At 73.2% G+C, this 20,750-nt stretch carries 19 protein-coding genes and 1 pseudogene; 13 read left to right on the top strand and 7 right to left on the bottom strand.

From position 1 onward, the window contains the following. The first annotated feature begins 127 nt into the window (after positions 1-127). Complete coding sequence (locus tag CCN56_RS03945) at positions 128-988, top strand: PHP domain-containing protein (RefSeq protein ID WP_086823696.1); 861 nt, start codon at positions 128-130, stop codon at positions 986-988. A gap of 223 nt (positions 989-1,211) precedes the next feature. Next, positions 1,212-1,817 (top strand): MarC family protein, encoded by a 606-nt coding sequence (locus tag CCN56_RS03950; RefSeq protein WP_086823659.1) that lies wholly within the window; start codon positions 1,212-1,214, stop codon positions 1,815-1,817. Positions 1,818-1,905: 88 nt separating this feature from the next. Here CCN56_RS03950 and CCN56_RS03955 read toward each other — a convergent pair whose 3' ends face one another. Beyond that, positions 1,906-2,058 (bottom strand): hypothetical protein, encoded by a 153-nt coding sequence (locus CCN56_RS03955; RefSeq protein ID WP_086823662.1) that lies wholly within the window; start codon positions 2,056-2,058, stop codon positions 1,906-1,908. A 303-nt stretch (positions 2,059-2,361) separates the two neighbouring features. Between CCN56_RS03955 and CCN56_RS03960 the strand changes: the two genes are divergently transcribed. After that, the gene (locus tag CCN56_RS03960) at positions 2,362-3,195 is read left to right on the top strand and encodes an NYN domain-containing protein (protein WP_245727945.1); all 834 of its coding nucleotides are present in this window, start codon (positions 2,362-2,364) and stop codon (positions 3,193-3,195) included. Here the strand turns inward: CCN56_RS03960 and CCN56_RS03965 are convergent. Continuing rightward, a complete protein-coding gene (locus tag CCN56_RS03965) occupies positions 3,179-4,060 on the bottom strand; it encodes an alpha/beta fold hydrolase (RefSeq protein WP_086823665.1) in 882 nt (293 codons plus the stop codon). The two genes, CCN56_RS03960 and CCN56_RS03965, sit on opposite strands and share 17 nt — an antisense overlap. An 88-nt stretch (positions 4,061-4,148) precedes the next feature. Continuing rightward, positions 4,149-6,836: a DEAD/DEAH box helicase gene (locus CCN56_RS03970; protein WP_086823669.1), complete on the bottom strand. Its 2,688-nt coding sequence runs from the start codon at positions 6,834-6,836 to the stop codon at positions 4,149-4,151. Positions 6,837-7,321: 485 nt separating this feature from the next. Here CCN56_RS03970 and CCN56_RS03975 point away from each other — a divergent pair, with 485 nt between their 5' ends. Next, positions 7,322-8,044 (top strand): ferritin-like fold-containing protein, encoded by a 723-nt coding sequence (locus tag CCN56_RS03975; RefSeq protein WP_086823672.1) that lies wholly within the window; start codon positions 7,322-7,324, stop codon positions 8,042-8,044. Positions 8,045-8,067: 23 nt separating this feature from the next. Here CCN56_RS03975 and CCN56_RS03980 read toward each other — a convergent pair whose 3' ends face one another. From CCN56_RS03980 to CCN56_RS03995, 4 genes are all read right to left on the bottom strand, one after another. Further along, positions 8,068-8,337 (bottom strand): hypothetical protein, encoded by a 270-nt coding sequence (locus CCN56_RS03980; protein ID WP_041131115.1) that lies wholly within the window; start codon positions 8,335-8,337, stop codon positions 8,068-8,070. Positions 8,338-8,639: 302 nt separating this feature from the next. Then, positions 8,640-8,867: a DUF3107 domain-containing protein gene (locus CCN56_RS03985; protein WP_041131116.1), complete on the bottom strand. Its 228-nt coding sequence runs from the start codon at positions 8,865-8,867 to the stop codon at positions 8,640-8,642. A gap of 127 nt (positions 8,868-8,994) precedes the next feature. Next, positions 8,995-9,654, bottom strand: coding sequence for a TetR/AcrR family transcriptional regulator (locus CCN56_RS03990; RefSeq protein WP_086823677.1), 660 nt, complete (start codon positions 9,652-9,654; stop codon positions 8,995-8,997). A gap of 164 nt (positions 9,655-9,818) precedes the next feature. Beyond that, entirely contained in the window at positions 9,819-10,034 is a 216-nt protein-coding gene (locus tag CCN56_RS03995) for a hypothetical protein (RefSeq protein WP_041131118.1), read from the bottom strand. Between the two features lie 139 nt (positions 10,035-10,173). Here CCN56_RS03995 and CCN56_RS04000 point away from each other — a divergent pair, with 139 nt between their 5' ends. The 9 genes and pseudogenes from CCN56_RS04000 to CCN56_RS42930 all read left to right on the top strand — a co-directional run. Beyond that, complete coding sequence (locus CCN56_RS04000) at positions 10,174-11,139, top strand: alpha/beta fold hydrolase (protein WP_086823681.1); 966 nt, start codon at positions 10,174-10,176, stop codon at positions 11,137-11,139. An 8-nt stretch (positions 11,140-11,147) separates the two neighbouring features. Beyond that, positions 11,148-12,725, top strand: a complete 1,578-nt coding sequence (locus CCN56_RS04005) for a DUF3152 domain-containing protein (protein WP_179199673.1) — start codon at positions 11,148-11,150, stop codon at positions 12,723-12,725. Between the two features lie 101 nt (positions 12,726-12,826). Next, complete coding sequence (locus CCN56_RS45730) at positions 12,827-12,922, top strand: Ms4533A family Cys-rich leader peptide (protein WP_312883206.1); 96 nt, start codon at positions 12,827-12,829, stop codon at positions 12,920-12,922. Positions 12,923-13,073: 151 nt separating this feature from the next. Beyond that, entirely contained in the window at positions 13,074-14,819 is a 1,746-nt protein-coding gene (locus tag CCN56_RS04010) for an ABC transporter substrate-binding protein (RefSeq protein WP_086823683.1), read from the top strand. Continuing rightward, a complete protein-coding gene (locus CCN56_RS04015; RefSeq protein WP_179199674.1) occupies positions 14,816-15,814 on the top strand; it encodes an ABC transporter permease in 999 nt (332 codons plus the stop codon). Before CCN56_RS04010 ends, CCN56_RS04015 begins: the two co-directional genes overlap by 4 nt. After that, positions 15,814-16,803 carry an ABC transporter permease gene (locus tag CCN56_RS04020; RefSeq protein ID WP_086823686.1) on the top strand — a complete coding sequence of 330 codons (990 nt, stop codon included), beginning with the start codon at positions 15,814-15,816 and terminating at the stop codon, positions 16,801-16,803. Before CCN56_RS04015 ends, CCN56_RS04020 begins: the two co-directional genes overlap by 1 nt. Then, a complete protein-coding gene (locus CCN56_RS04025) occupies positions 16,800-18,560 on the top strand; it encodes an ABC transporter ATP-binding protein (RefSeq protein WP_086823690.1) in 1,761 nt (586 codons plus the stop codon). Before CCN56_RS04020 ends, CCN56_RS04025 begins: the two co-directional genes overlap by 4 nt. Before the next feature lie 190 nt (positions 18,561-18,750). Continuing rightward, positions 18,751-20,427 (top strand): glycosyltransferase, encoded by a 1,677-nt coding sequence (locus tag CCN56_RS04030; protein WP_086823693.1) that lies wholly within the window; start codon positions 18,751-18,753, stop codon positions 20,425-20,427. Positions 20,428-20,440: 13 nt separating this feature from the next. Then, positions 20,441-20,750, top strand: a pseudogene (locus tag CCN56_RS42930) (hypothetical protein); the annotation flags it as partial.

Genomic DNA, 20,750 nt, shown 5'->3' on the forward strand with positions numbered 1-20,750 from the left:
GTTCTTCGGGTGCGCCCGAGGGTCTCGTCGGGTCGTGCGGTCGGTGACGTTCCGTACGGACGTGTTCGATTCGCCCGTTATGCTGGAGCGTCCCTTCGTCCGCCCCGAGCCCTTGGAGTACCGCGTCGTGCGCATCGATCTGCACACCCACTCCACGGCCTCCGACGGTACGGACTCCCCGGCCGAGCTCGTCAGGAACGCGGCCGCGGCCGGTCTCGACGTCGTCGCGCTCACGGACCACGACACCACCCGCGGGCACGCCGAGGCGCTTGCGGCCCTCCCCGAGGGGCTGACCCTCGTCACCGGCGCCGAGCTGTCCTGCAGGATGGACGGCATCGGGCTGCACATGCTCGCGTACCTCTTCGACCCGGCGGAGCCCGCGCTCCTCGCCGAGCGCGAACTCGTCCGCGACGACCGGGTGCCGCGCGCCCGCGGCATGGTCGGCAAGCTGCAGGAGCTCGGCGTCCCCGTCACCTGGGAGCAGGTCGCCCGGATCGCCGGCGACGGCTCCGTCGGCCGCCCGCACGTCGCCGAGGCGCTCGTCGAGCTCGGGGTCGTACCGGACGTGTCCGGCGCGTTCACGCCCGAGTGGCTCGCCGACGGCGGCCGGGCGTACGTCGAGAAGCACGAGCTGGACCCGGTCGACGCGATCCGCCTCGTCAAGGCGGCCGGCGGCGTCACCGTCTTCGCGCACCCGCTCGCCGTCAAGCGCGGCCAGGTGCTGCCGGAGGCCTCGGTGGCCCGGCTCGCCGAGGCCGGACTCGACGGCATCGAGGTCGACCACATGGACCACGACGAGGCGACGCGGGCCCGGCTGCGCGGACTCGCGAAGGAGCTCGGTCTGCTGACCACGGGCTCCAGCGACTACCACGGCAGCCGCAAGACCTGTCGCCTCGGCGAGTACACCACCGACCCCGAGATCTACGGCGAGATCACCCGCCGAGCCTCGGGCGCCTTCCCGGTGCCGGGCGCCGGCGGAGCGCGCTAGCCCCGTCAGGGCCTCTTTCCGCCGCTCCCCCGTGACGGCGGCCGGTCGTCGTGCCCGCCGCCTCCGGAGTGGTGCGCGCCCCTCTCCGACTCCGTCTCGCGCCGCCCGTACGGCTCCGTGCCGTGCGCGGCCGGCGTCCTCCCTGCCCTGCCACCGGAATCCTGCATTCCGCCCCCGTAGGGACACACCCCACCGTTCCACCTCTCCCGCAAGGCACCCCACCGTGTTCGACGTCGCCGTCTTCGGCTCGCTGTTCCTCACCCTCTTCGTGATCATGGATCCCCCCGGGATCACCCCGATCTTCCTCGCCCTCACCGCCGGCCGCCCGGCCAAGGTGCAGCGCCGGATGGCCTGGCAGGCCGTCGCCGTCGCCTTCGGCGTCATCACCGTCTTCGGCATCCTGGGCCAGCAGATCCTGGACTACCTGCACGTCTCCGTCCCCGCGCTGATGATCGCGGGCGGTCTCCTGCTGCTGCTCATCGCGCTCGACCTGCTCACCGGCAAGACCGACGAGCCCAAGCAGACCAAGGACGTCAACGTCGCCCTCGTCCCGCTCGGCATGCCGCTGCTCGCCGGTCCCGGTGCGATCGTCTCCGTCATCCTCGCCGTGCAGAACGCCGACAGCGTGGCCTCGCAGGTCTCCGTCTGGACCGCCATCGCCGCCATGCACGTCGTGCTCTGGCTGGCCATGCGGTACTCGCTGCTGATCATCCGCGTCATCAAGGACGGCGGCGTCGTCCTGGTGACCCGGCTCGCCGGCATGATGCTCTCCGCCATCGCGGTGCAGCAGATCATCAACGGCGTCACGCAGGTCGTCCACAACGCCTGAGGCCCTTCAGAACCCACTGCGCCCCCGTACGGATTCCGCTGCTGCGAAGTCCGTGCGGGGGCGCGGTGCGTGGTGTGGACCCGGCCTGTTACGAGGCCGAGGTCTCGGCGGGGCGGATCCAGATGCGCTGGCCGATCGCGGCGGCCTGCTGCACGATCCGATTGACGGAGGCGGCGTCCACGACGGTCCGGTCGACGGGCGTGCCGTCGATGTCGTCGAGTCGCAGGATTTCGAAGCGCACAGGCTTCTCCCTTCGTCTGAGTTGATCCTCCGTGCGGAGAACTGGGTTACATACGGGTCCAACGACGTGCATCCCGCAAACATTCCTTACGCTAAGGAAAATTTTCGGATGACTAACTACCAGCGGGTAGAGGGTGTGGCGGCCGGGTCCCGAGCGGCGGACAATGAGCCCCGTATGAACGACGCAGACACCACCGCCGCAGACACCACCGCCCAGGTGAACGAGACCGAGACCGACGCCCGCCTGCACGCCTTGGACGCCCTGGGCGCCCGCCTGGAGCGCACCAATGAGCTCCTGCAGCGGATGCTGGCCGAGGTGGCCAAGACCCCCTCCACCCACGCCATCTTCGTCGACGCAGGTTACGTTCATGCTGCGGCCGGGTTGCTGGTGGCGGGCACCGAGGACCGGCGCTCCTTCGACCTCGACGCCGAGGGCCTGATCGAGGCCTTCATCGACAAGGCGCGCACGATCTTCGCCGACAGCAGACTCCTTCGCGTCTATTGGTACGACGGGGCCCGCCGCCGGATCCACACCCCCGAGCAGCAGGCCATCGCCGAACTCCCCGACGTCAAGGTCCGCCTCGGCAACCTCAACGCCAACAACCAGCAGAAGGGCGTCGACTCCCTCATCCGCACGGACCTGGAGTCCCTCGCCCGCCACCGCGCCATCAGCGACGCCGCCCTCGTCGGCGGCGACGAGGACCTCGTCTCGGCCGTCGAGGCCGCCCAGGGCTACGGGGCCCGCGTCCACCTCTGGGGCATCGAGGCCGCCGAGGGACGCAACCAGGCCGAGGCGCTGCTCTGGGAGGTCGACAGCCAGCGCACCTTCGAACTCGACTTCTGCCGCCCGTACGTCACGCGCCGCCCCGTCACCACGTACGAGAACGAGGGAGAGCCGCCGCCCTCCCGCGAGGAGGTGCGTTTCGTCGGCGCCCAGATCGCCGCGACCTGGCTCGCCGAGCGCGGCCGGGACCGGCTCGCCGAACTCCTGCCGGGTGCGCCCTATCTGCCCGGGCCGGTCGACCAGGACCTGCTCGTCGAGGCGGAGCGCCTGCTCAGCCGTTCGCTGCGCGGCCACGCCGCGCTGCGGCGGGCGCTGCGCGACGGGTTCTGGCAGCACCTCAAGGCGCAGTACTGACCTTCGTGTCCGCCCGCTCCCAGAAGCCGGTGAGGCCGTCCGTCAGCTCCCGGGGGTGCGACACGTTCGGGGAGTGGCCGGCGCCCGCCACCACCGTGCGGTGCGCGCCGGTACGGGCGGCCGCCGCCGCCAGGTCCGCCGGCGCCCAGACCATCTCGTCCGACCCGTACGCGAAGTGCAGCGGCGTCCGCAGCGCGGCCAGCTCCTCCGTACCGTCCTGACGGTCGAGCAGCAGCCGTCCGGCGCCCGCGAGTTGGGCGATCCGGGTGCGCATCCAGCGCCGCTGCAGGAAGCCCGTGAGCTCCGGTGTGTCACCCGTGGCCGGCTCCTCGCCCCGGCTGTCCAGCCAGCACATCGCCTGCCACACCCGCTCCTTCGGCAGCACCGCGTTCGCGGCGCGCAGCACCCGCACCCGGATCCGCTGCGGCCGGGCGACCCGGCCGGGGCCCGAGGAGAGCAGGGTGAGCGAGCGGAAGGCGTCCGGCGCGAGGGCGGCCGCCGCGCGCGCCACCAGGCCCCCGAACGAGTGGCCGACCAGATGCACGGGGCCGTCCCCGAGGGCCGCGGCCTGCGCCACCGCGTCGAGCGCGAGCGCCTTGCGGCGGTAGGCGGCCCGGCCCCGGGGGCCCGGCGTCTCGTTCTGGCCGCGTCCGTCCACGGCCACCGCCCGGTATCCGGCCTCGCTCAGCGGCCCGAGCAGTTCGATGAAGTCCTCCTTGCTGCCGGTGTACCCCGGCAGCAGCAGCACCGTGCCCCGCCACTCGCCCGCGGGCTCCGCGTCGAGCACGGCGAAGCGCCCGCGCGCGGTCTCCAGCCGGTGGACACGGGCGCGGGGCGGCAGGACGAGGGAACGCGGCTTGCTCATATCTGGACTGTAACGGCGTGCCCGGGAGACGGCCGAGCGGCCCGGTCCCTGGGGAGGAACCGGGCCGCTCGGGCGCTGCGGGTGGCGGTCAGCTCTCGGGCTGCGCCGCCGCCTTCTTCGTGGTGCGGCGGCGAGGCGCGGCCTTCTTCGGCGCCTCCTCCGTCGCCGGCGCCTCGACCTCGGCGGCCGCGGCCTTCTTGGTCGTACGGCGGCGGGCCGGGGCCTTCGGCTCGGTCTTCGGCTCGGAGGCGTCGGGCGCCTCCGCCACGACCGCCTTCTTGGCGACCGTCTTCTTGGCCGCGCGGCGACGGGGAGCCTTGGGGGCCTCCTCGGCAGCCGGTGCCTCGACGGCAGCCGGTGCCTCGACGGTCTCGGCGACCGGCTCGGCCACGGCCTTCTTGGTCGTACGGCGGCGAGGCGCGGCCTTCTTCGGCGCCTCCTCCACGACCGGCTCGGCGACCGGGGCGGCGGCCGGAGCAGCCACGATGATGACCTCGCCGGTGGACTCGGCGGCCACCGGCGAACCGGCGGGCCGACGGGCCGCACGGCGGCGGCGCGGCGCGGGCTCCTCCGCGACCGGAGCGGCGACCGGCTCGGCGGCCGGGGCCTCGACCACCGGCGCCTCGGCGGTCACCGGCGAACCGGCGGGCCGACGGGCGGTACGGCGACGACGCGGCGCGGGGACCTCGGCGACCGGGGCCTCGGCGACGGGCTCGACCACCGGGGCGACGACGGGCTCGGCCGCCGGGGCGGCGGCCACGGCCTCGACGACGGTCTCGGCGACCGGCTCCGCCACGGCCTTCTTGACCGTGCGGCGGCGCGGAGCCTTCTTCGGCTCCTCCGCCTTGGGCTCCTCGACGACGACCGGAGCCGCCTCGACGACCGGCGCCTCGACGGTCCGCTGGGCCATCAGGGCCACCGCGGCGCTCTCGGGCGTCTGGAACGACACGGTCTCCTCGACCGGACGCACCACCCGGGCACGGCGGCGGCGCGGGGCCGGAGCCGGCTCCGGGGCCGCGGGGGCCCGGTCGACCGGAGCGGCGGCCGGCACGGCCTCGGGCCGTGCGGCGGCACGGGTGCGGCGACGGGGGGCCTTCGGCTCCTCGACGACCCGCGCCGCGACGACCGGCTCCTCGAAGACGGGCGCCTTCACGGCGCGCGCCCTGGTGGCGGCCGGGGCCGCGACGACCGGCGCCGGAGCGGCGGCCGGGGCTTCGAAGGCGGGCGTCTTCACGGCCTGCGCCGTGACGGTGGCCGGAGCCTCGGCGACCGGCGCCTTCGCGCGGGCCGGGGCCTCGGCGACCGGCGCCTTCGCGCGGGCCGGGGCCTCGGCGACCGGAGCCGTCGTGGTCGCCTGGGCCGCGATCGGCGCGCTCACGCGGGTGCGACGGCGACGGCGCGGGGTGCGCGGGCCGGACTCGGCGGGGGTCTCGTCCGCCGGGGTCTCGACGGCCGGGGCCGCCGCCGGGGCGTCACCGAGCTCGCTGCCGCCGCGGGTGCGGCGACGCTGGCGCGGGGTCCGCGTGCGGGCCGGGGGCTCCTCGGTCTTCTCCGCGGCCTTCGGGCCACGGCCGCGGCGGCCGCCGGGCTCGCCCAGGTCCTCCAGCTCCTCCGCGCCCAGACCCGCGCGGGTCCGCTCGGCGCGGGGCAGGATGCCCTTGGTGCCCGCCGGGATGTCCAGCTCCTCGTAGAGGTGCGGGGACGAGGAGTACGTCTCGACCGGCTCGTGGAAGTCGAGGCCGAGCGCCTTGTTGATGAGCTGCCAGCGCGGGATGTCGTCCCAGTCGACCAGCGTCACCGCCGTACCCTTCGCACCCGCGCGGCCGGTGCGGCCCACGCGGTGGAGGAAGGTCTTCTCGTCCTCCGGCGACTGGTAGTTGATGACGTGGGTGACGCCCTCGACGTCGATGCCGCGCGCGGCGACGTCGGTGCAGACGAGCACGTCGACCTTGCCGTTGCGGAAGGCGCGCAGAGCCTGCTCGCGGGCGCCCTGGCCGAGGTCGCCGTGGACGGCGCCGGAGGCGAAGCCGCGGCGCTCCAGCTGCTCGGCGATGTCGGCCGCCGTGCGCTTCGTACGGCAGAAGATCATCGCGAGCCCGCGGCCCTTGGCCTGCAGGATGCGGGAGACCATCTCCGGCTTGTCCATGTTGTGCGCGCGGTAGACGTGCTGCTTGATGTTGGCGACGGTCACGCCCTCACCGTCGGGCGAGGTGGCCCGGATGTGGGTGGGCTGCGACATGTAGCGGCGGGCCAGGCCGATGACCGCGCCCGGCATGGTGGCCGAGAACAGCATGGTCTGGCGCTTCGGCGGAAGCATGTTCATGATCTTCTCGACGTCGGGCAGGAAGCCCAGGTCGAGCATCTCGTCGGCCTCGTCGAGGACGAGGACCTTCACGTGCGAGAGGTCGAGCTTGCGCTGGCCGGCCAGGTCGAGGAGACGGCCCGGGGTGCCGACGACGACGTCGACGCCCTTCTGGAGCGCCTCGACCTGCGGCTCGTACGCCCGGCCGCCGTAGATGGCGAGCACGCGGACGTTGCGCACCTTGCCGGCGGTCAGGAGGTCGTTGGTGACCTGCTGGCACAGCTCGCGGGTGGGGACGACGACGAGCGCCTGCGGGGCGTCGGTCAGCTCCTCGGGCTTGGCCCGGCCGGCCTCGACGTCCGTCGGGACGGTGACGCGCTCCAGGATGGGGAGGCCGAAACCGAGGGTCTTGCCCGTGCCGGTCTTGGCCTGGCCGATGACGTCGGTGCCGGTGAGGGCGACCGGAAGGGTCATCTCCTGGATGGGGAAGGGGGTGACGATACCGACGGCCTCAAGTGCCTCGGCCGTCTCAGGGAGGATTCCGAGTTCTCGGAAAGTCGTAGTCAGGGTGCTGCCTCTTCTGTGAGACGCGGCGCGAGGCGAACGAAGGGGGTCTCACCGTGCCGGGATCTTCCGGGGGATCAGGGGAGATCGCCGCCGGGTGGCACGGGACCACTGCCGTCGCTCGAGCGTCGTACCGCTGAGGGTGACCCTTCCGCGGGTCCGCCGGAAGGGCTGTCGGGCCGGAGCCGATCGGGCCACCGACCGGGCATCCTCATTCATGAGTCGGCCCACCGAATACGTCCGAACGTGCGAAAGCATGTCCGCATACTCAGCAGGCGCCTTACCACTGTACCCCGGATTCGTGCATGTGTGTTGGGAGAAATCGCGATGAGGGCACGGTCACACTGACTGACCAGGGCCTTCCCGGGCCCCGCGAGCGGGCTATTGTGCGCTGCATGGAGACGCCTGACAACGCCACACCCACCGGGATCGCCGCCAAGGACTGGGCGGAGGCTTCCGCCGAGCCGCAGTACCGCGCCGCCGTGATCGACCTCCTCGGCGCCCTCGCCTACGGCGAGCTGGCGGCCTTCGAGCGGCTCGCCGAGGACGCCAAGCTGGCGCCGACCCTCGCGGACAAGGCTGAGCTGGCGAAGATGGCCTCGGCCGAGTTCGCCCACTTCGAGCGGCTGCGGGACCGCCTCGCGGCCGTCGACGCCGAGCCGACCTCGGCCATGGAGCCCTTCGCGAAGGCGCTCGACGACTTCCACCGCCAGACCGCGCCGTCGGACTGGCTGGAGGGCCTGGTCAAGGCGTACGTGGGCGACTCGATCGCCAGCGACTTCTACCGGGAGGTCGCGGCCCGGCTCGACTCCGACACGCGCGGACTCGTCCTCGCGGTGCTCGACGACACCGGCCACGGCAACTTCGCGGTGGAGAAGGTCCGCGCGGCGATCGAGGCCGACCCGCGCGTCGGCGGCCGGCTCGCGCTCTGGGCGCGCCGCCTGATGGGCGAGGCGCTCTCCCAGGCCCAGCGCGTGGTCGCCGAGCGCGACGCGCTGTCGACGATGCTCGTCGGCGGCGTGGCGGACGGCTTCGACCTCGCGGAGGTCGGCCGGATGTTCTCCCGGATCACCGAGGCGCACACCAAGCGCATGGCCGCGCTGGGTCTCGCGGCCTGAGGTCCTTCGGACGGGTGCGCCGGTCAGACCACGGCTGATCGGCGCAGTCGGCGCGAGGCCGGGCGGATCAGCAGCGAGAGCAGCACCGCCGCCACCGCCACGGCGCCGATCAGGGTGGCGAGGAAGTGGCCGGGGCCGAGCGCCCCGTGGGTGACGAGCGCACCGAACACCCCGCCGAGCGCTCCGGTGGCGAGGACTCTTCCCCGGGCGGGGAGGCGGTCGGCAAGACGCTGGACGGCGGCCCAGGCCAGGGCGAAACCGAGCAGCGCGGAACCGAGGGCTTCCAGGAACACGGCGGATCACCTCGCGAGGGGTGCGGGGCGGGTGGTGCGGTCAAGGGCGTCCTACCCCCGGCGTCCGGAACGCAATCCTCCCGTGCCCCCTGACGTGGCCATACGGGTCATACGGGCATACGAAAGGCCCGGTGGACCGCCGGCGGGGCCGTACGGGCCCATAGGAGGCCGGTGGTCCACCGGCGGGCCGTACGGGCTCATACGAAGGGCCCGGTGGACCACCGATGGGGCTTGTACGGCCTCATGCGAAAGGCCCGGTGGACCGAAGCGGTCCACCGGGCCTTTCCCGTCCGATCCCGGGCTCAGAGCGCGCCGAAACCCACGCGGCGCACGGCGGGCTCGCCGAGCTCCACGTACGCGATCTTCTCGGCCGGAACGAGGACCTTGCGGCCCTTCTCGTCAGAGAGGCTGAGCAGCTGCGCCTTGCCGGCCAGCGCGTCGGCCACCAGGCGCTCGACCTCCTCGGCGGACTGCCCGCTCTCCAGAACGATCTCCCGGGGTGCGTGCTGCACGCCGATCTTGACCTCCACGGCTATGTCCCTCCGAACGGTCGCCTTCGCGCGGACACCCGCGCCGTACGCTGCACACATTAGCCCGGAGAGGGGACCCGCACGGGTCAGCCGCCGCACGCCAGGAGCGAACAGCCTCCGGGAATGTTCAGTGGCCCTCGGCGCTGAGCTGGCCGTCCACCGGGTGCAGCGGGAAGCCCGCGATGCCGCGCCAGGCGAGCGAGGTGAGCAGTCCGACCGCCTTGTCGCGGGGGATGCCGGATCCGCTCGACAGCCAGTAGCGGGCGACGACCTGGGAGACCCCGCCGAGGCCCACGGCGAGCAGCATCGACTCGTCCTTCGACAGGCCGGTGTCCTCGGCGATGACGTCGGAGATGGCCTCGGCGCACTGCAGGCTGACCCGGTCCACGCGCTCGCGTACGGCCGGCTCGTTGGTCAGATCGGACTCGAAGACGAGGCGGAACGCGCCGCCCTCGTCCTCCACGTACGCGAAGTACGCGTCCATCGTCGCCGCGACCCGGAGCTTGTTGTCCGTGGTGGAGGCCAGCGCCCCGCGCACGGCCTGCAGGAGGGCCTCGCAGTGCTGGTCGAGCAGGGCGAGGTACAGCTCCAGCTTCCCCGGGAAGTGCTGGTACAGCACCGGCTTGCTGACGCCGGCCCGCTCGGCGATGTCGTCCATGGCGGCGGAGTGGTACCCCTGGGCGACGAAGACCTCCTGGGCCGCGCCGAGCAGCTGGTTCCGTCGGGCACGTCGCGGCAGGCGCGTGCCCCGAGGGCGTGCTGCCTCTGTCTGCTCGATGGCGCTCACGCGGCCTCCCAAAAATCGATCCATGCGCGCTGTCGCGCCGCGCCGCCATCGTACTTTTGGGTAACCCGGCTGTGTGCGGTGCGAACGCAGAATTTCACGGACCGGACGCCCTGGTCGACAGTCGATTCAAAATTAAACCGAACAAATCAGCGGGAGTCGTGTGCTCAGCGGTAGTCGTCCTCGTCGAGGGTGACCACCCGCGCCTGTTCGGACGCGTCGGCCTCGTTCGCCGAGTCGCGCTCGAGATGGGTGGGCTGCTCGTCCTCGCGCTGCTGGAGTTCGGTGTGCTGCTCGGCAGCGTCGGCCTCCGGGATTTCCTGGTCCAGCACGTCGACCTCTTCCTCGGTGAATGTGTCCGGCTCGCTCGGATCGGCAGTCATGCGGCTCCTCCCGGGACGCGGGTCGCGGTGCTCCCGATGGCCCTCTCTCCGAGCCTAGAAGCGAACGCGCCATGCCGCATACGCACCTGTGACGGCACCCACACACGTCGGCGCGTGATCGTCTCGTAATATTGCGGCCATGTCCTCGACCGAGCTGCCGGAAACACGGACCGCCGCCGCGCCCTCCGCGGCGCGGACCCGCGCCGTACGGGTCGCCGCCGGCGAGGAGCTCCGCTCCGTCGCGCTGCCCGGACTCACCCTCACGGTGCGCGCCCGGCCGGGGAACCGGCCCGGACTGCCGCCCGCGCTGTACGTCCACGGCCTCGGCGGCTCCTCGCAGAACTGGTCCGACCTGATGCCGCTGCTCGCGGACGTCGTCGACGGCGAGGCGGTCGACCTGCCCGGCTTCGGCGACTCCCCGCCGCCCGACGACGGCAACTACTCGGTCACCGGACACGCCCGCGCCGTCATCCGGCTCCTGGACGCCGCCGGACGCGGACCGGTCCACCTCCTCGGCAACTCGATGGGCGGCGCCGTCGCCACCCGCGTCGCCGCCGTCCGGCCCGACCTGGTCCGCACGCTCACCCTCGTCTCCCCGGCCCTCCCCGAGCTGCGCGCCCAGCGCACCGCCTGGCCCACCGCGCTGCTCGCGGTGCCGGGCGTCGCCTCGTTCTTCGCGAAGCTCACCAAGGAATGGACGGCCGAGCAGCGCGTCAAGGGCGTCCTCTCGCTCTGTTACGGGGACCCCGGCCAGGTCACCGAGGAGGGCTTCCGGCACGCCGTCGAGGAGATGGAACGGCGCCTGGAACTCCCGTACTTCTGGGACGCCATGGCCCGCTCCTCACGCGGCATCGTCGACGCGTACACCCTCGGCGGGCAGCACGGTCTCTGGCGGCAGGCCGAACGGGTCCTCGCCCCGACGCTCCTCGTCTACGGCGGGCGCGACCGGCTCGTCTCGTACCGGATGGCCCGCAAGGCGGCCGCCGCCTTCCGCGGCTCGCGCCTGCTGACCCTCCCCGAGGCGGGGCACGTGGCAATGATGGAGTGCCCGGAGACGGTCGCCCAGGCCGTCCGGGACCTGATCGCCGATGACGGCGGGAGCTGATCCGGGGCGTGGGACGACATAGTCGCAAGGGCTCCGCGCCCTCGGTGGCCGACACCGGGCAGCAGGCGGCGGCCGGGGCGGGGACGGTCCCGGCGGGACCACCGCCCGGGACGGGACGCCGCCGCAGGACCACGGGCGGCGCCGACCAGGAGACCACCTGGCCCCAGGGGTACGGGACCCCGGCGCAGGGCACGCCGGTGTACGGCACGCCGGCGCAGGGAACGCCGCAGTACGGAAACCCGGCACAGGCCGCTCCGCGACACGGCACTCCGGCACACGGCACGCCGGTGTACGGCACGCCGGCGCAGGGGACGCCGCAGTACGGGGCTCAGGCGCAGGGCGCCCCGCGGCAGGGGAACCCGGCTCAGGGCGCTCCGCGGCACGGCACTCCGGCACACGGCACGCCGCAGTACGGCACCCCCGCGCACGGCACCCCCCAGTACGGGACCCCGGCGACCGGCGCTCCGGTCCGTGGCGTCCCCCGGTCCGGTCCGCCGCGCCACGCGACTCCCGCCCATGGCACCCCCGCGTACGCCGGCGGAGCCTCCGACACCCCCGCGCACGGTGTGCCCGTCCACGGGGCGTCCGTGCGGGGTGGCCACCCGCAGGACGACGAGGTCTCCGGCCCGCGTCCCGCGCCGGTCGGGCCCCGGCGTGGTGCCCCCCGGACCGGCGCACCCGAACAGGACGGTCCCCAGGCGCCGTTCATCCCCGGGCCCCGTCGCGAGAGCGTCGGTGACGACGAGCCGGAGGCGGAGGCCCCGGCCGGCCGGGGCGGTCTCGGCCGCACCCTCACCGGCGTCGCGGCCGCCGCCGTCGCGACCGTCCTCGCCGTCGTCGTCGCCGGGCAGGTCACCGGCCGGGAGGAGGCCCCGCCCGTCCGTGCCGCCGAGGGGCCGGCCGAGCGGCCGACGGACGACACCTCGGCCTCCCGTTCCGACGACCGGGCCGTACCGGAGAAGCCGGTGCCCGCCGTCACCCCGCCGACGTACGAGCAGCTGATGACCCGGCAGTTCCCGATCGACCCGAAGCTGAAGGGCTCCGGGGAGTTCGAGGCCGTGCCGGGCCTGGCGAAGGCGCCCGGCAAGGGGCGGCTGATCCGCTACCGGGTCGACGTCGAGAAGGGGATCGGTCTCGACGGGAAGCTCTTCGCCGACGCCGTGCAGAAGACCCTCAACGACAAGCGCAGCTGGGCCGGCCGGGGCGAGATGGCCTTCGAGCGCGTTTCCAGCGGCGAGCCGGAGTTCGTGATCACGCTCGCCAGCCCGGGGACCACCGGCGAATGGTGCAAGAAGTCCGGGCTCGACACCACCGTCGACAACGTCTCCTGCGATTCGGCCTCCACCGAGCGCGTGATGATCAATGCCTTCCGCTGGGCGCAGGGGTCGGTGACCTTCGGTCCGAAGGCGATGTACGCCTATCGCCAGATGCTCATCAATCACGAGGTCGGACACCGGCTCGGCCACGGGCACGTGAGCTGCCGCACGCCGGGTGCGCTCGCCCCCGTGATGCAGCAGCAGACGAAGTCCCTGGACATCGACGGGATCAAGTGTCGCCCCAACCCCTGGGTGTACCCCACGAGTTGACGGGCCGTCCGGACCGCCGATGTCCGTATGTCGAGACGGATGTCTCGGGAATGCATGGATGCGCGTTGACATCGCTCACGCGTTCGTCCATATTTCTCGGCATGTCGCACCGTCACGCCGTTTCCGATAGCGCCGCCCTTGAGCTGGCGCTCTTCGGCGTGACCGGACACACGGTCGCCGACATTCTCTGTAGCTGACGCAGCCCGAGCGCTCGTCGGCCTTTCGTTTTTCTCGCCGCGCCCGGGTTCTTCATTCCCGCAGGCGCCGTCCCCCCTTTCGGGCCCTTTCCCCGTGCCTGCGGAATTTCCTTTCCTTTTCCCGCAGTTCACCCCGAGAGGTTTCCTTCCGATGCGTTCATCGTCCGTCATCTCGCGCCGCGTGGCAGCGGCCGCCGTCAGTGTCGTCCTGGCCTCGGGCGCCGCCGCCTGCGGTCCCGAGGACGCCGGCGCCAAGGGCGGTACCTCCGGCAAGACCGCGGACGCCCCGCAGAAGGGCGGCACGCTCACAGTCCTCAACAGCGAGGCCCAGACCGACTTCGACCCCGCCCGCCTCTACACCTCCGGCGGCGGCAACGTCCCCTCCCTCGTCTTCCGCACGCTCACCACCCGCAACCGCGAGGCGGGCGCCGCCGGCACCCGGGTCGTCCCCGACCTCGCCACCGACACCGGCCGCCCCAACAAGGACGCCACCGAGTGGACGTACACGCTGAAGGAGGGCCTGAAGTTCGAGGACGGCACGCCCATCACCAGCGCCGACATCAAGTACGGCATCGAGCGCTCCTTCGCGGCCGAGCTCTCCGGCGGCGCGCCCTACCTGCGCGACTGGCTCGTCGGCGGCGACACCTACCAGGGCCCCTACAAGGCTGCATCTGATGGAAAGAGGGGGAAGGGCCTCGCCTCGATCGTCACCCCCGACGCGCGGACCATCGTCTTCAAGCTGAAGAAGCCCGAGGGCGAGTTTCCGTTCCTCGCCACCCAGACCCAGTTCGCCCCCGTCCCCAAGGCCAAGGACGCCGGCGCCAAGTACGAGGAGCACCCGGTCTCCTCCGGCCCGTACAAGGTCGTCGAGAACGACAACGACGGCGAGCACCTCGTCCTGGAGCGCAACGAGCACTGGGACCCCAAGACCGACGAGGAGCGCAAGGCCTACCCGGACAAGATCGACGTCAAGTCCGGCCTCGACGCGGCCGTCATCAACCAGCGCCTCGCCACCTCCTCCGGCGCCGACGCCGCCGCCCTCACCACCGACACCAACCTCGGCCCCGCCGAGCTCGCCCAGATCGGCTCCGACAAGGAGCTCGCCGCCCGCGTCGGCACCGGCCACTTCGGCTTCACCAACTACATCGCCTTCAACACGAAGGTGAAGCCCTTCGACAACCCGAAGGTCCGCCAGGCCATCTCGTACGCGGTCAACCGCACCAGCGTCGTCAACGCCGCCGGCGGCTCCGCCCTCGCCGAGCCCGCCACCACCTTCCTGCCCGAGCAGAAGGCCTTCGGCTTCACGCCGTACGACCACTTCCCTGCCGGGAAGACCGGCGACCCGGAGAAGGCCAAGGCGCTGCTCAAGGAGGCCGGCTACCCGAACGGACTCACCGTCACCCTGCTGCACTCCACCGCCCAGAACCGCACGACGAGCCCCGAGATCGCCACCGCCGTCCAGGAGGCCCTCGGCAAGGCCGGCATCACCGTCAAGCTCGACGGGCAGGAGCCCAACTCCTTCAACGAGAAGCGCTGGAGCGTCAAGGACGCCCCCGGCTTCTTCCTCTCCCGCTGGGGTGCCGACTGGCCGGCCGGCGGCCCGTTCCTCGCGCCGATCTTCGACGGCCGCCAGATCGTCACCAACGGCTCCAACTACAACCACGCGCAGCTGAACGACCCGGCGGTCAACAAGGAGATCGACGAGATCAACAAGCTGACCGACCACGAGGCCGCCGCCGCCCGCTGGGGCGCCCTCGACAAGAAGATCGGCGAGCAGGCCCTCGACGTGCCCCTCTTCCACCCGGTCTACAAGCAGCTCGTCGGCAAGGACATCAAGAACGTCGTCATCAGCGACTGGACCGGTGTCCTCGACATCTCGCAGATCGCGGTCAAGTGACGACCCTGACCGATGCCCCGGCGCCCGTGGCGGGCCTCCCCGCCACGGGCGCCGCCCGGCAGGTGTGGCGACGGCTCCGCACCCGCCCGGTCGCCCTCGTCTCCGCCGCCGTCCTCCTCCTGCTCGTCCTCCTCGCCCTCGCCGCTCCGCTGCTCGCCGCCCTGGAGGGCCAGGACCCGCACACGTACCACGACGACCTCGTCGACTCGGCCCGCGGCGGCGTCCCGTACGGCGCCTTCGGCGGGGCGAGCGCCGAGCACTGGCTCGGCGTCGAACCCGGCACCGGCCGCGACCTGTTCGTCCGCCTCCTCTACGGCGCCCGGATCTCCCTCCTCGTCGCCGTCGGCGCCACCACCGTCCAGATCCTCATCGGCGTCCTCGTCGGCCTCGCCGCCGGACTCGGCAGCCGGTGGCTCGACGGGTTCCTCAGCCGCGTCACCGACGTGCTCGTCGCGCTCCCGATGCTGGTCCTCGCCCTCGCGCTGACCGCCGTCGTCCCGCGCGACTTCCCCCGGCCGCTGCTCCTGATCCTCGTCATCGGACTGCTCGGCTGGGCCTCCACCTCCCGGATCGTGCGCGCCCAGACGCTCACCCTCAGGAGCCTCGACTTCGTCGCCGCCTCCCGCCTCTCAGGCTCCGGCCGGTGGCGGACCGCCCGCCGGGAGCTGCTGCCCTCCCTCGCCGCACCCGTCATCACCTACGCGGCGATCTCCTTCCCCACCAACATCGTCGTCGAGGCCTCCCTCTCCTTCCTCGGCGTGGGCGTCACCCCGCCCACCCCGTCCTGGGGACAGATGCTGTCGACCGCCCAGACCTGGTTCCGGGCCGACCCCGCGTACGTCCTGCTGCCCGCCGGACTGCTCTTCGTCACCGTGCTCGCCTTCACCGTCCTCGGCGACGCCGTCCGCACGGCCCTCGACCCGCGCGAGGCGAGCCGGCTGAGGGTCGGCACCCGCAGGGAGTCCCGCAAGGGAACCCGCAAGGAGGCCTCCTGATGATCCGCTTCGTCCTCAAGCGGCTCGCGGGTGCCGTGCTCGTCCTGCTCGCGCTCTCGGTCCTCGTGTACGCCCTCTTCTACCTGGCGCCCGGCGACCCCGCCCGGCTGGCCTGCGGCGAGCGCTGCAACCCCCAGCAGATCGCCCAGGTACGCGAACAACTCGGCCTGAACGAGAGCGTGCCCGGCCAGTACCTGCACTTCCTCCAGGGCGTGTTCGCCGGCCGTGACTACTCCACCGGCACCTCCGTCACGCACTGCGACGCGCCCTGCCTCGGCCTCTCGTACCAGAACGACCAGCAGGTCACCCAGCTCGTCCTGGAACGGCTCCCCGCCACCGCGTCCCTCGCCCTCGGCGCCATGGTCGTCTGGCTCCTCGTCGGCGTCGGCACCGGACTCCTCTCGGCGCTCCGCCGCGGCGGGATCATCGAGCGCGTCCTGACCGTGCTCACCCTCGCCGGGACCGGCACGCCCGTCTTCATCCTCGGGCTGCTGCTCCTCATGGCCGTCTGCGCCTACCTCCAGTGGCTGCCCTTCCCCTCGTACGTGCCGTTCGGCGAGGACCCCGAGCAGTGGGCCTGGAACATGCTGCTGCCCTGGCTCGCCCTCGGCTTCTTCGAATCCGCCAAGTACGCGCGGCTCACCCGCAGTTCCACCCTGGAGACGCTCGCCGAGGACCACATCCGCACCTTCCGCGCGTACGGGGTGGGGGAGCGGTCCGTCGTCACCCGCCACGCGCTGCGCGGCGCCGTGCCGCCGGTCATCGCGATCAGCGCCGTCGACCTGGGCTCGATGTTCGGCGGGGCCGTGCTCACCGAGTCCCTCTTCGGCATCCCCGGGCTCGGCAAGACCCTTCTCGACGGGGTCCGCACGATCGACCTGCCCGTGGTGGTGGGCGTCGTCATGGTGATGGGTGCGGCCGTCGTCCTCGCCAACGTCCTCGCGGACCTGCTGTACGCGGCCGCCGACCGAAGGGTGGTCCTGACGTGACCCCGCTTGTCGAAGTCCGGGACCTCAGCGTCGAGTTCGAGCGGGAGGCCGGGGCCGTACGGGCCGTCGACGGGCTCTCCTTCACCCTCGGCGAGGGCCGCGCGCTCGCCCTCGTCGGCGAGTCCGGCAGCGGCAAGTCCACCGTCGCCGGCGCCCTCCTCGGCCTCCACCGGGGCACCGGCGCGCGGGTCGGCGGCACCGTGCGGGTCGACGGCATCGACGTCGGCACCGCCGGCCCCGCCGAACTGCGGCGGCTGCGCGGCGGGGTCGCCGCGATGGTCTTCCAGGACCCGTTGTCCGCCCTGGATCCGTACTACTCCGTCGGCGACCAGATCGCGGAGGTGTATCGGATCCATCATCCTGGATCCGAAATACGGCAGCCTGGGTCCAGGCTCCAGGAGTCTGGATCCGATATCCATCATCCTGGATCCGATATCCAGCAGCCTGGATCCAAGATCCATAAGCCTGGATCCTGGATCCACCGTCCTGGATCCAAGAAGGCCGCCCGCGCCCGTGCGATCGAGGTCCTCGACCGGGTCGGCATCCCCGACGCCGCCCGCCGCTCCCGGTCCCGCCCGCACGAGTTCAGCGGCGGCATGCGGCAGCGGGCCCTCCTCGCGATGGCCCTCGCCTGCGAGCCGAAGCTCATCGTCGCCGACGAACCCACCACCGCCCTCGACGTCACCGTGCAGGCCCAGATCCTCGACCTGCTGCACGAACTGCGGCGCGAGACCGGCACCGCGCTGCTCCTCGTCACCCACGACGTCGGCGTGGCCGCCGAGAGCGTCGACGAGGTGCTCGTCATGCGCGACGGGCGCGAGGTCGAGCGCGGCCCCGTCGCCGGGGTGCTCGGCGCGCCCTCGGCGCCGTACACCCGCACGCTGCTCTCCGCCGTGCCCCGGCTCGACGGTCCGGCCCGGCCCCCCGCCGCCCGGCAGGGCGAGGTGCTCCTCGAAGCCGTCGACCTGCGGCGGGAGTTCGGCCGGGGCAAGGCCGCCGTGACCGCGGTCGGCGGGGTCTCCCTCACCGTCCGCGCCGGCGAGACCCTCGGCGTCGTCGGGGAGTCCGGCAGCGGCAAGACCACCCTCGGCCGGATGCTCGTACGGCTCCTCGACCCGACCGGCGGCGAACTCCGGTACGGGGGCAAGGAGATCGGCACCCTGCCGGAGCGGGAGCTGCGTCCGTACCGCCGCGAGCTCCAGATGGTCTTCCAGGACCCGGTCTCCTCCCTCAACCCGCGCCGCTCCGTCGGCGAGTCGATCGCCGACCCGCTGCGCGTGGCGGGGGAGCGGGACGAGACCCGGATCCGGGACCGGGTGAGGGAACTGCTCGACCGGGTGGGACTCGACCCCGACCGGTACGAGGCCTATCCGCACGAGTTCAGCGGCGGCCAGCGCCAGCGCGTCGGCATCGCCCGCGCGCTCGCCGCCGAACCCCGGCTGATCGTCTGCGACGAACCCGTCTCCGCGCTCGACGTCACCACCCAGGCCCAGGTGACCGCGCTGCTCGCCGAGCTCCAGGCCGAACTCGGCCTCGGGCTCGTCTTCATCGCCCACGACCTCGCGGTCGTCCGCCAGGTCAGCGACCGGGTCGCCGTCATGCGCGGGGGCCGGATCGTCGAGCAGGGCACGGTCGGTGAGGTGTACGGGGCGCCCCAGGACCCGTACACCCGGCAGCTGCTCGCCGCCGTCCCCTCGCTCGACCCGGTGCTCGCGGCGGAGCGCCGGGAACGGCGCCAGGAGCTGGCCGTCGCCTGACCCTCCGTGACCGTTCCGCCGCGTACCGCGACAGAACGCGACCGGGGTGGGAAAGTTACGTGCATTCACCCCTTCCGGTGGTGCGACGGACAACCGTCCGTCGCACCACCGGTGTCTCCGTTTACGTTCCTCCCGATGCGAGTCACCGGGCCGACGGTGACCGCCGGCAAGGGAGATCGGGGGTGCACGCGTGCGGATCGGACTGCTCACGGAGGGTGGCTACCCGTACGCCACGGGTGAGTCCGGACGCTGGTGCGAGCGGCTCGTGCACGGGCTCGGACAGCACCGGTTCGACCTCTACGCCCTCGGCGGGACCGGCACCCCGCCGCCCCTGCCGCCGAACGCCCGCGTCGCCCGCACCGCCCGCGGCGGCGACCCCGGCGGCCCCGACGCGGCCCCGGCCGCGAAGGGCCCCGCCGAGCACCGCGCCTCCCGCCGGGCCTACGGACGCCACGAGCGGCGCCGCTTCACCGAGGCCTACCACCGGCTCGCCACCGGACTCTGCGCCGAGGGCGACGAGACCTCCTTCGCCGGCGGACTCCGTGCCGAGGAGGGCCCGACCTCCTTCGCGGAAGGGCTCTACGCCCTCGCCGAACTCGCCCGCGAGCGCGGCGGACTGCCCGGCGCACTCCGCTCCGACGACGCCGTCCGCGCCCTGGAGTCCGCCTGCCGCGCGCCCGGCGCACGCCGGGGCGCGGCCGCCGCCGGACTCCCCGACCACCTCGCCTTCGCCGAGCACCTTGAGCGGGCCCTGCGTCCCCTCTCCCTCGACTGGTACGAGGAGGACGCGCTCGGCGCCGCCGACCTCTGTCACGCCGCCGCCGGAGGCGTCACCGCCCTCCCCGGGCTGTTGGCCAAACGCTTCTTCGGCACCCCGCTGCTCGTCACCGAGTACGGCGTACCGCTGCGCGCCCACTACCTCTCGGCGGCCGGCGCCGACCGCTCCGCCCCCCTCCGCGCCCTGCTCGCCGCCCTCCACGGCCGGCTCGCCGGCGAGATCTACCGGCAGGCCGCCCTCCTCACCCCCGGCAACGCCCACACCCGCCGCTGGCAGGAGAAGTGCGGCGCCGACCGGGCCCGCATCCGCACCGTCCACCCCGGCATGGCCGCCGAGCGCTTCGCCGAGGTCGGCGAGGACGAGGAGAGCGGCGACCCCGCCACCCTCGTCTGGGTCGGCCGCGTCGAACCCGCCAAGGACCTCATCGGCCTCCTCCACGCCTTCGCCGAGATCCGGGCCCGGCAGCCCGACGCCCGGCTGCGGATCGTCGCCGTGCCCGACCGCGAACCCGGCGCCTGCACCTACCTCACGTACTGCAAGGGGGTCGCCGCCCAGCTCTTCCCCGACGAGGCCGCCGGGGCGCACGCCGTCGGCGAGAACCCCGTCACCTTCGAGGAGCTCGGCGGCCCCGAGGCGCCCACCCTGGAGGACACGTACGCCTCCGGCGCGCTCGTCGTCATGTCCAGCCTCGTCGAGGGCTTCCCCGCCAGCCTCGTCGAGGCGATGTTCTGCGCACGGGCCACCGTCTCCACCGACGTCGGCGCCGTCGTCGAGATCATCGGCGGCACCGGCCTCGTCGTCCCCCCGCGCAACCCCCGGGCACTCGCCGACGCGTGCCTCGCGCTGCTCCGCGACCCCGACCGCCGCCACCGGCTCGGCGCCGCGGCCCGCGCCCGCGCGCTGGAACTCTTCACGGTCGAACAGAACCTCGCCGCGTTCCGCGGCATCTACCTCGAACTCCTCTCCCACGCGCCGGTGCGCCACCGCCCCGGGGACGGAGTCCCCTTCGCCCACCCCGCCGAGGCCCATGTGCCGGGCAGCTGGGCGCACAAGGCCGTGACCGCGGGGACAGGAGCCCCCGATGCCTGAAGGAGGCACCCCCATGCGCGGCTCCGCCGCCCCGACGAGTCCCGGAGCCTGGGACGCCCGCTCCGAAGCCCTCCTCGGCACCCCCGCCCTGACGGCGGCCGGCACGCTCGACCTGCGGGCGCCCGCCACCGAGGACCCCGTCGACGCCGCACCCTCCGGGATAGCCCCGGCCCCGGGGGAGGCCACGCCCCCACGCCCGGGCACGGCCTGGCCCCCGCATCCGGCCCCGACGGCCCCGCGCCCGGCGCCGGAGCACGCGGACGCGTCGGACCCGATGGACCCGATGGACCCGCGCCAAGCACCGGACCCGATGGACCCGCGCC

Source organism: Streptomyces sp. NRRL B-24572 (assembly GCF_002156145.1).
GTDB lineage: Bacteria > Actinomycetota > Actinomycetes > Streptomycetales > Streptomycetaceae > Streptomyces > Streptomyces vietnamensis.

Coding starts and splice junctions, on each gene's coding strand:
- CCN56_RS04020 (WP_086823686.1), top strand. CDS start 15,814: ATGATCCGCTTCGTCCTCAAGCGGCTCGCGGGTGCCGTGCTCGTCCTG.
- CCN56_RS03995 (WP_041131118.1), bottom strand. CDS start 10,034: ATGACTGCCGATCCGAGCGAGCCGGACACATTCACCGAGGAAGAGGTC.
- CCN56_RS04000 (WP_086823681.1), top strand. CDS start 10,174: ATGTCCTCGACCGAGCTGCCGGAAACACGGACCGCCGCCGCGCCCTCC.
- CCN56_RS45730 (WP_312883206.1), top strand. CDS start 12,827: ATGTCGCACCGTCACGCCGTTTCCGATAGCGCCGCCCTTGAGCTGGCG.
- CCN56_RS03975 (WP_086823672.1), top strand. CDS start 7,322: ATGGAGACGCCTGACAACGCCACACCCACCGGGATCGCCGCCAAGGAC.
- CCN56_RS03965 (WP_086823665.1), bottom strand. CDS start 4,060: ATGAGCAAGCCGCGTTCCCTCGTCCTGCCGCCCCGCGCCCGTGTCCAC.
- CCN56_RS04010 (WP_086823683.1), top strand. CDS start 13,074: ATGCGTTCATCGTCCGTCATCTCGCGCCGCGTGGCAGCGGCCGCCGTC.
- CCN56_RS03970 (WP_086823669.1), bottom strand. CDS start 6,836: ATGACCCTTCCGGTCGCCCTCACCGGCACCGACGTCATCGGCCAGGCC.
- CCN56_RS03960 (WP_245727945.1), top strand. CDS start 2,362: ATGCTGGCCGAGGTGGCCAAGACCCCCTCCACCCACGCCATCTTCGTC.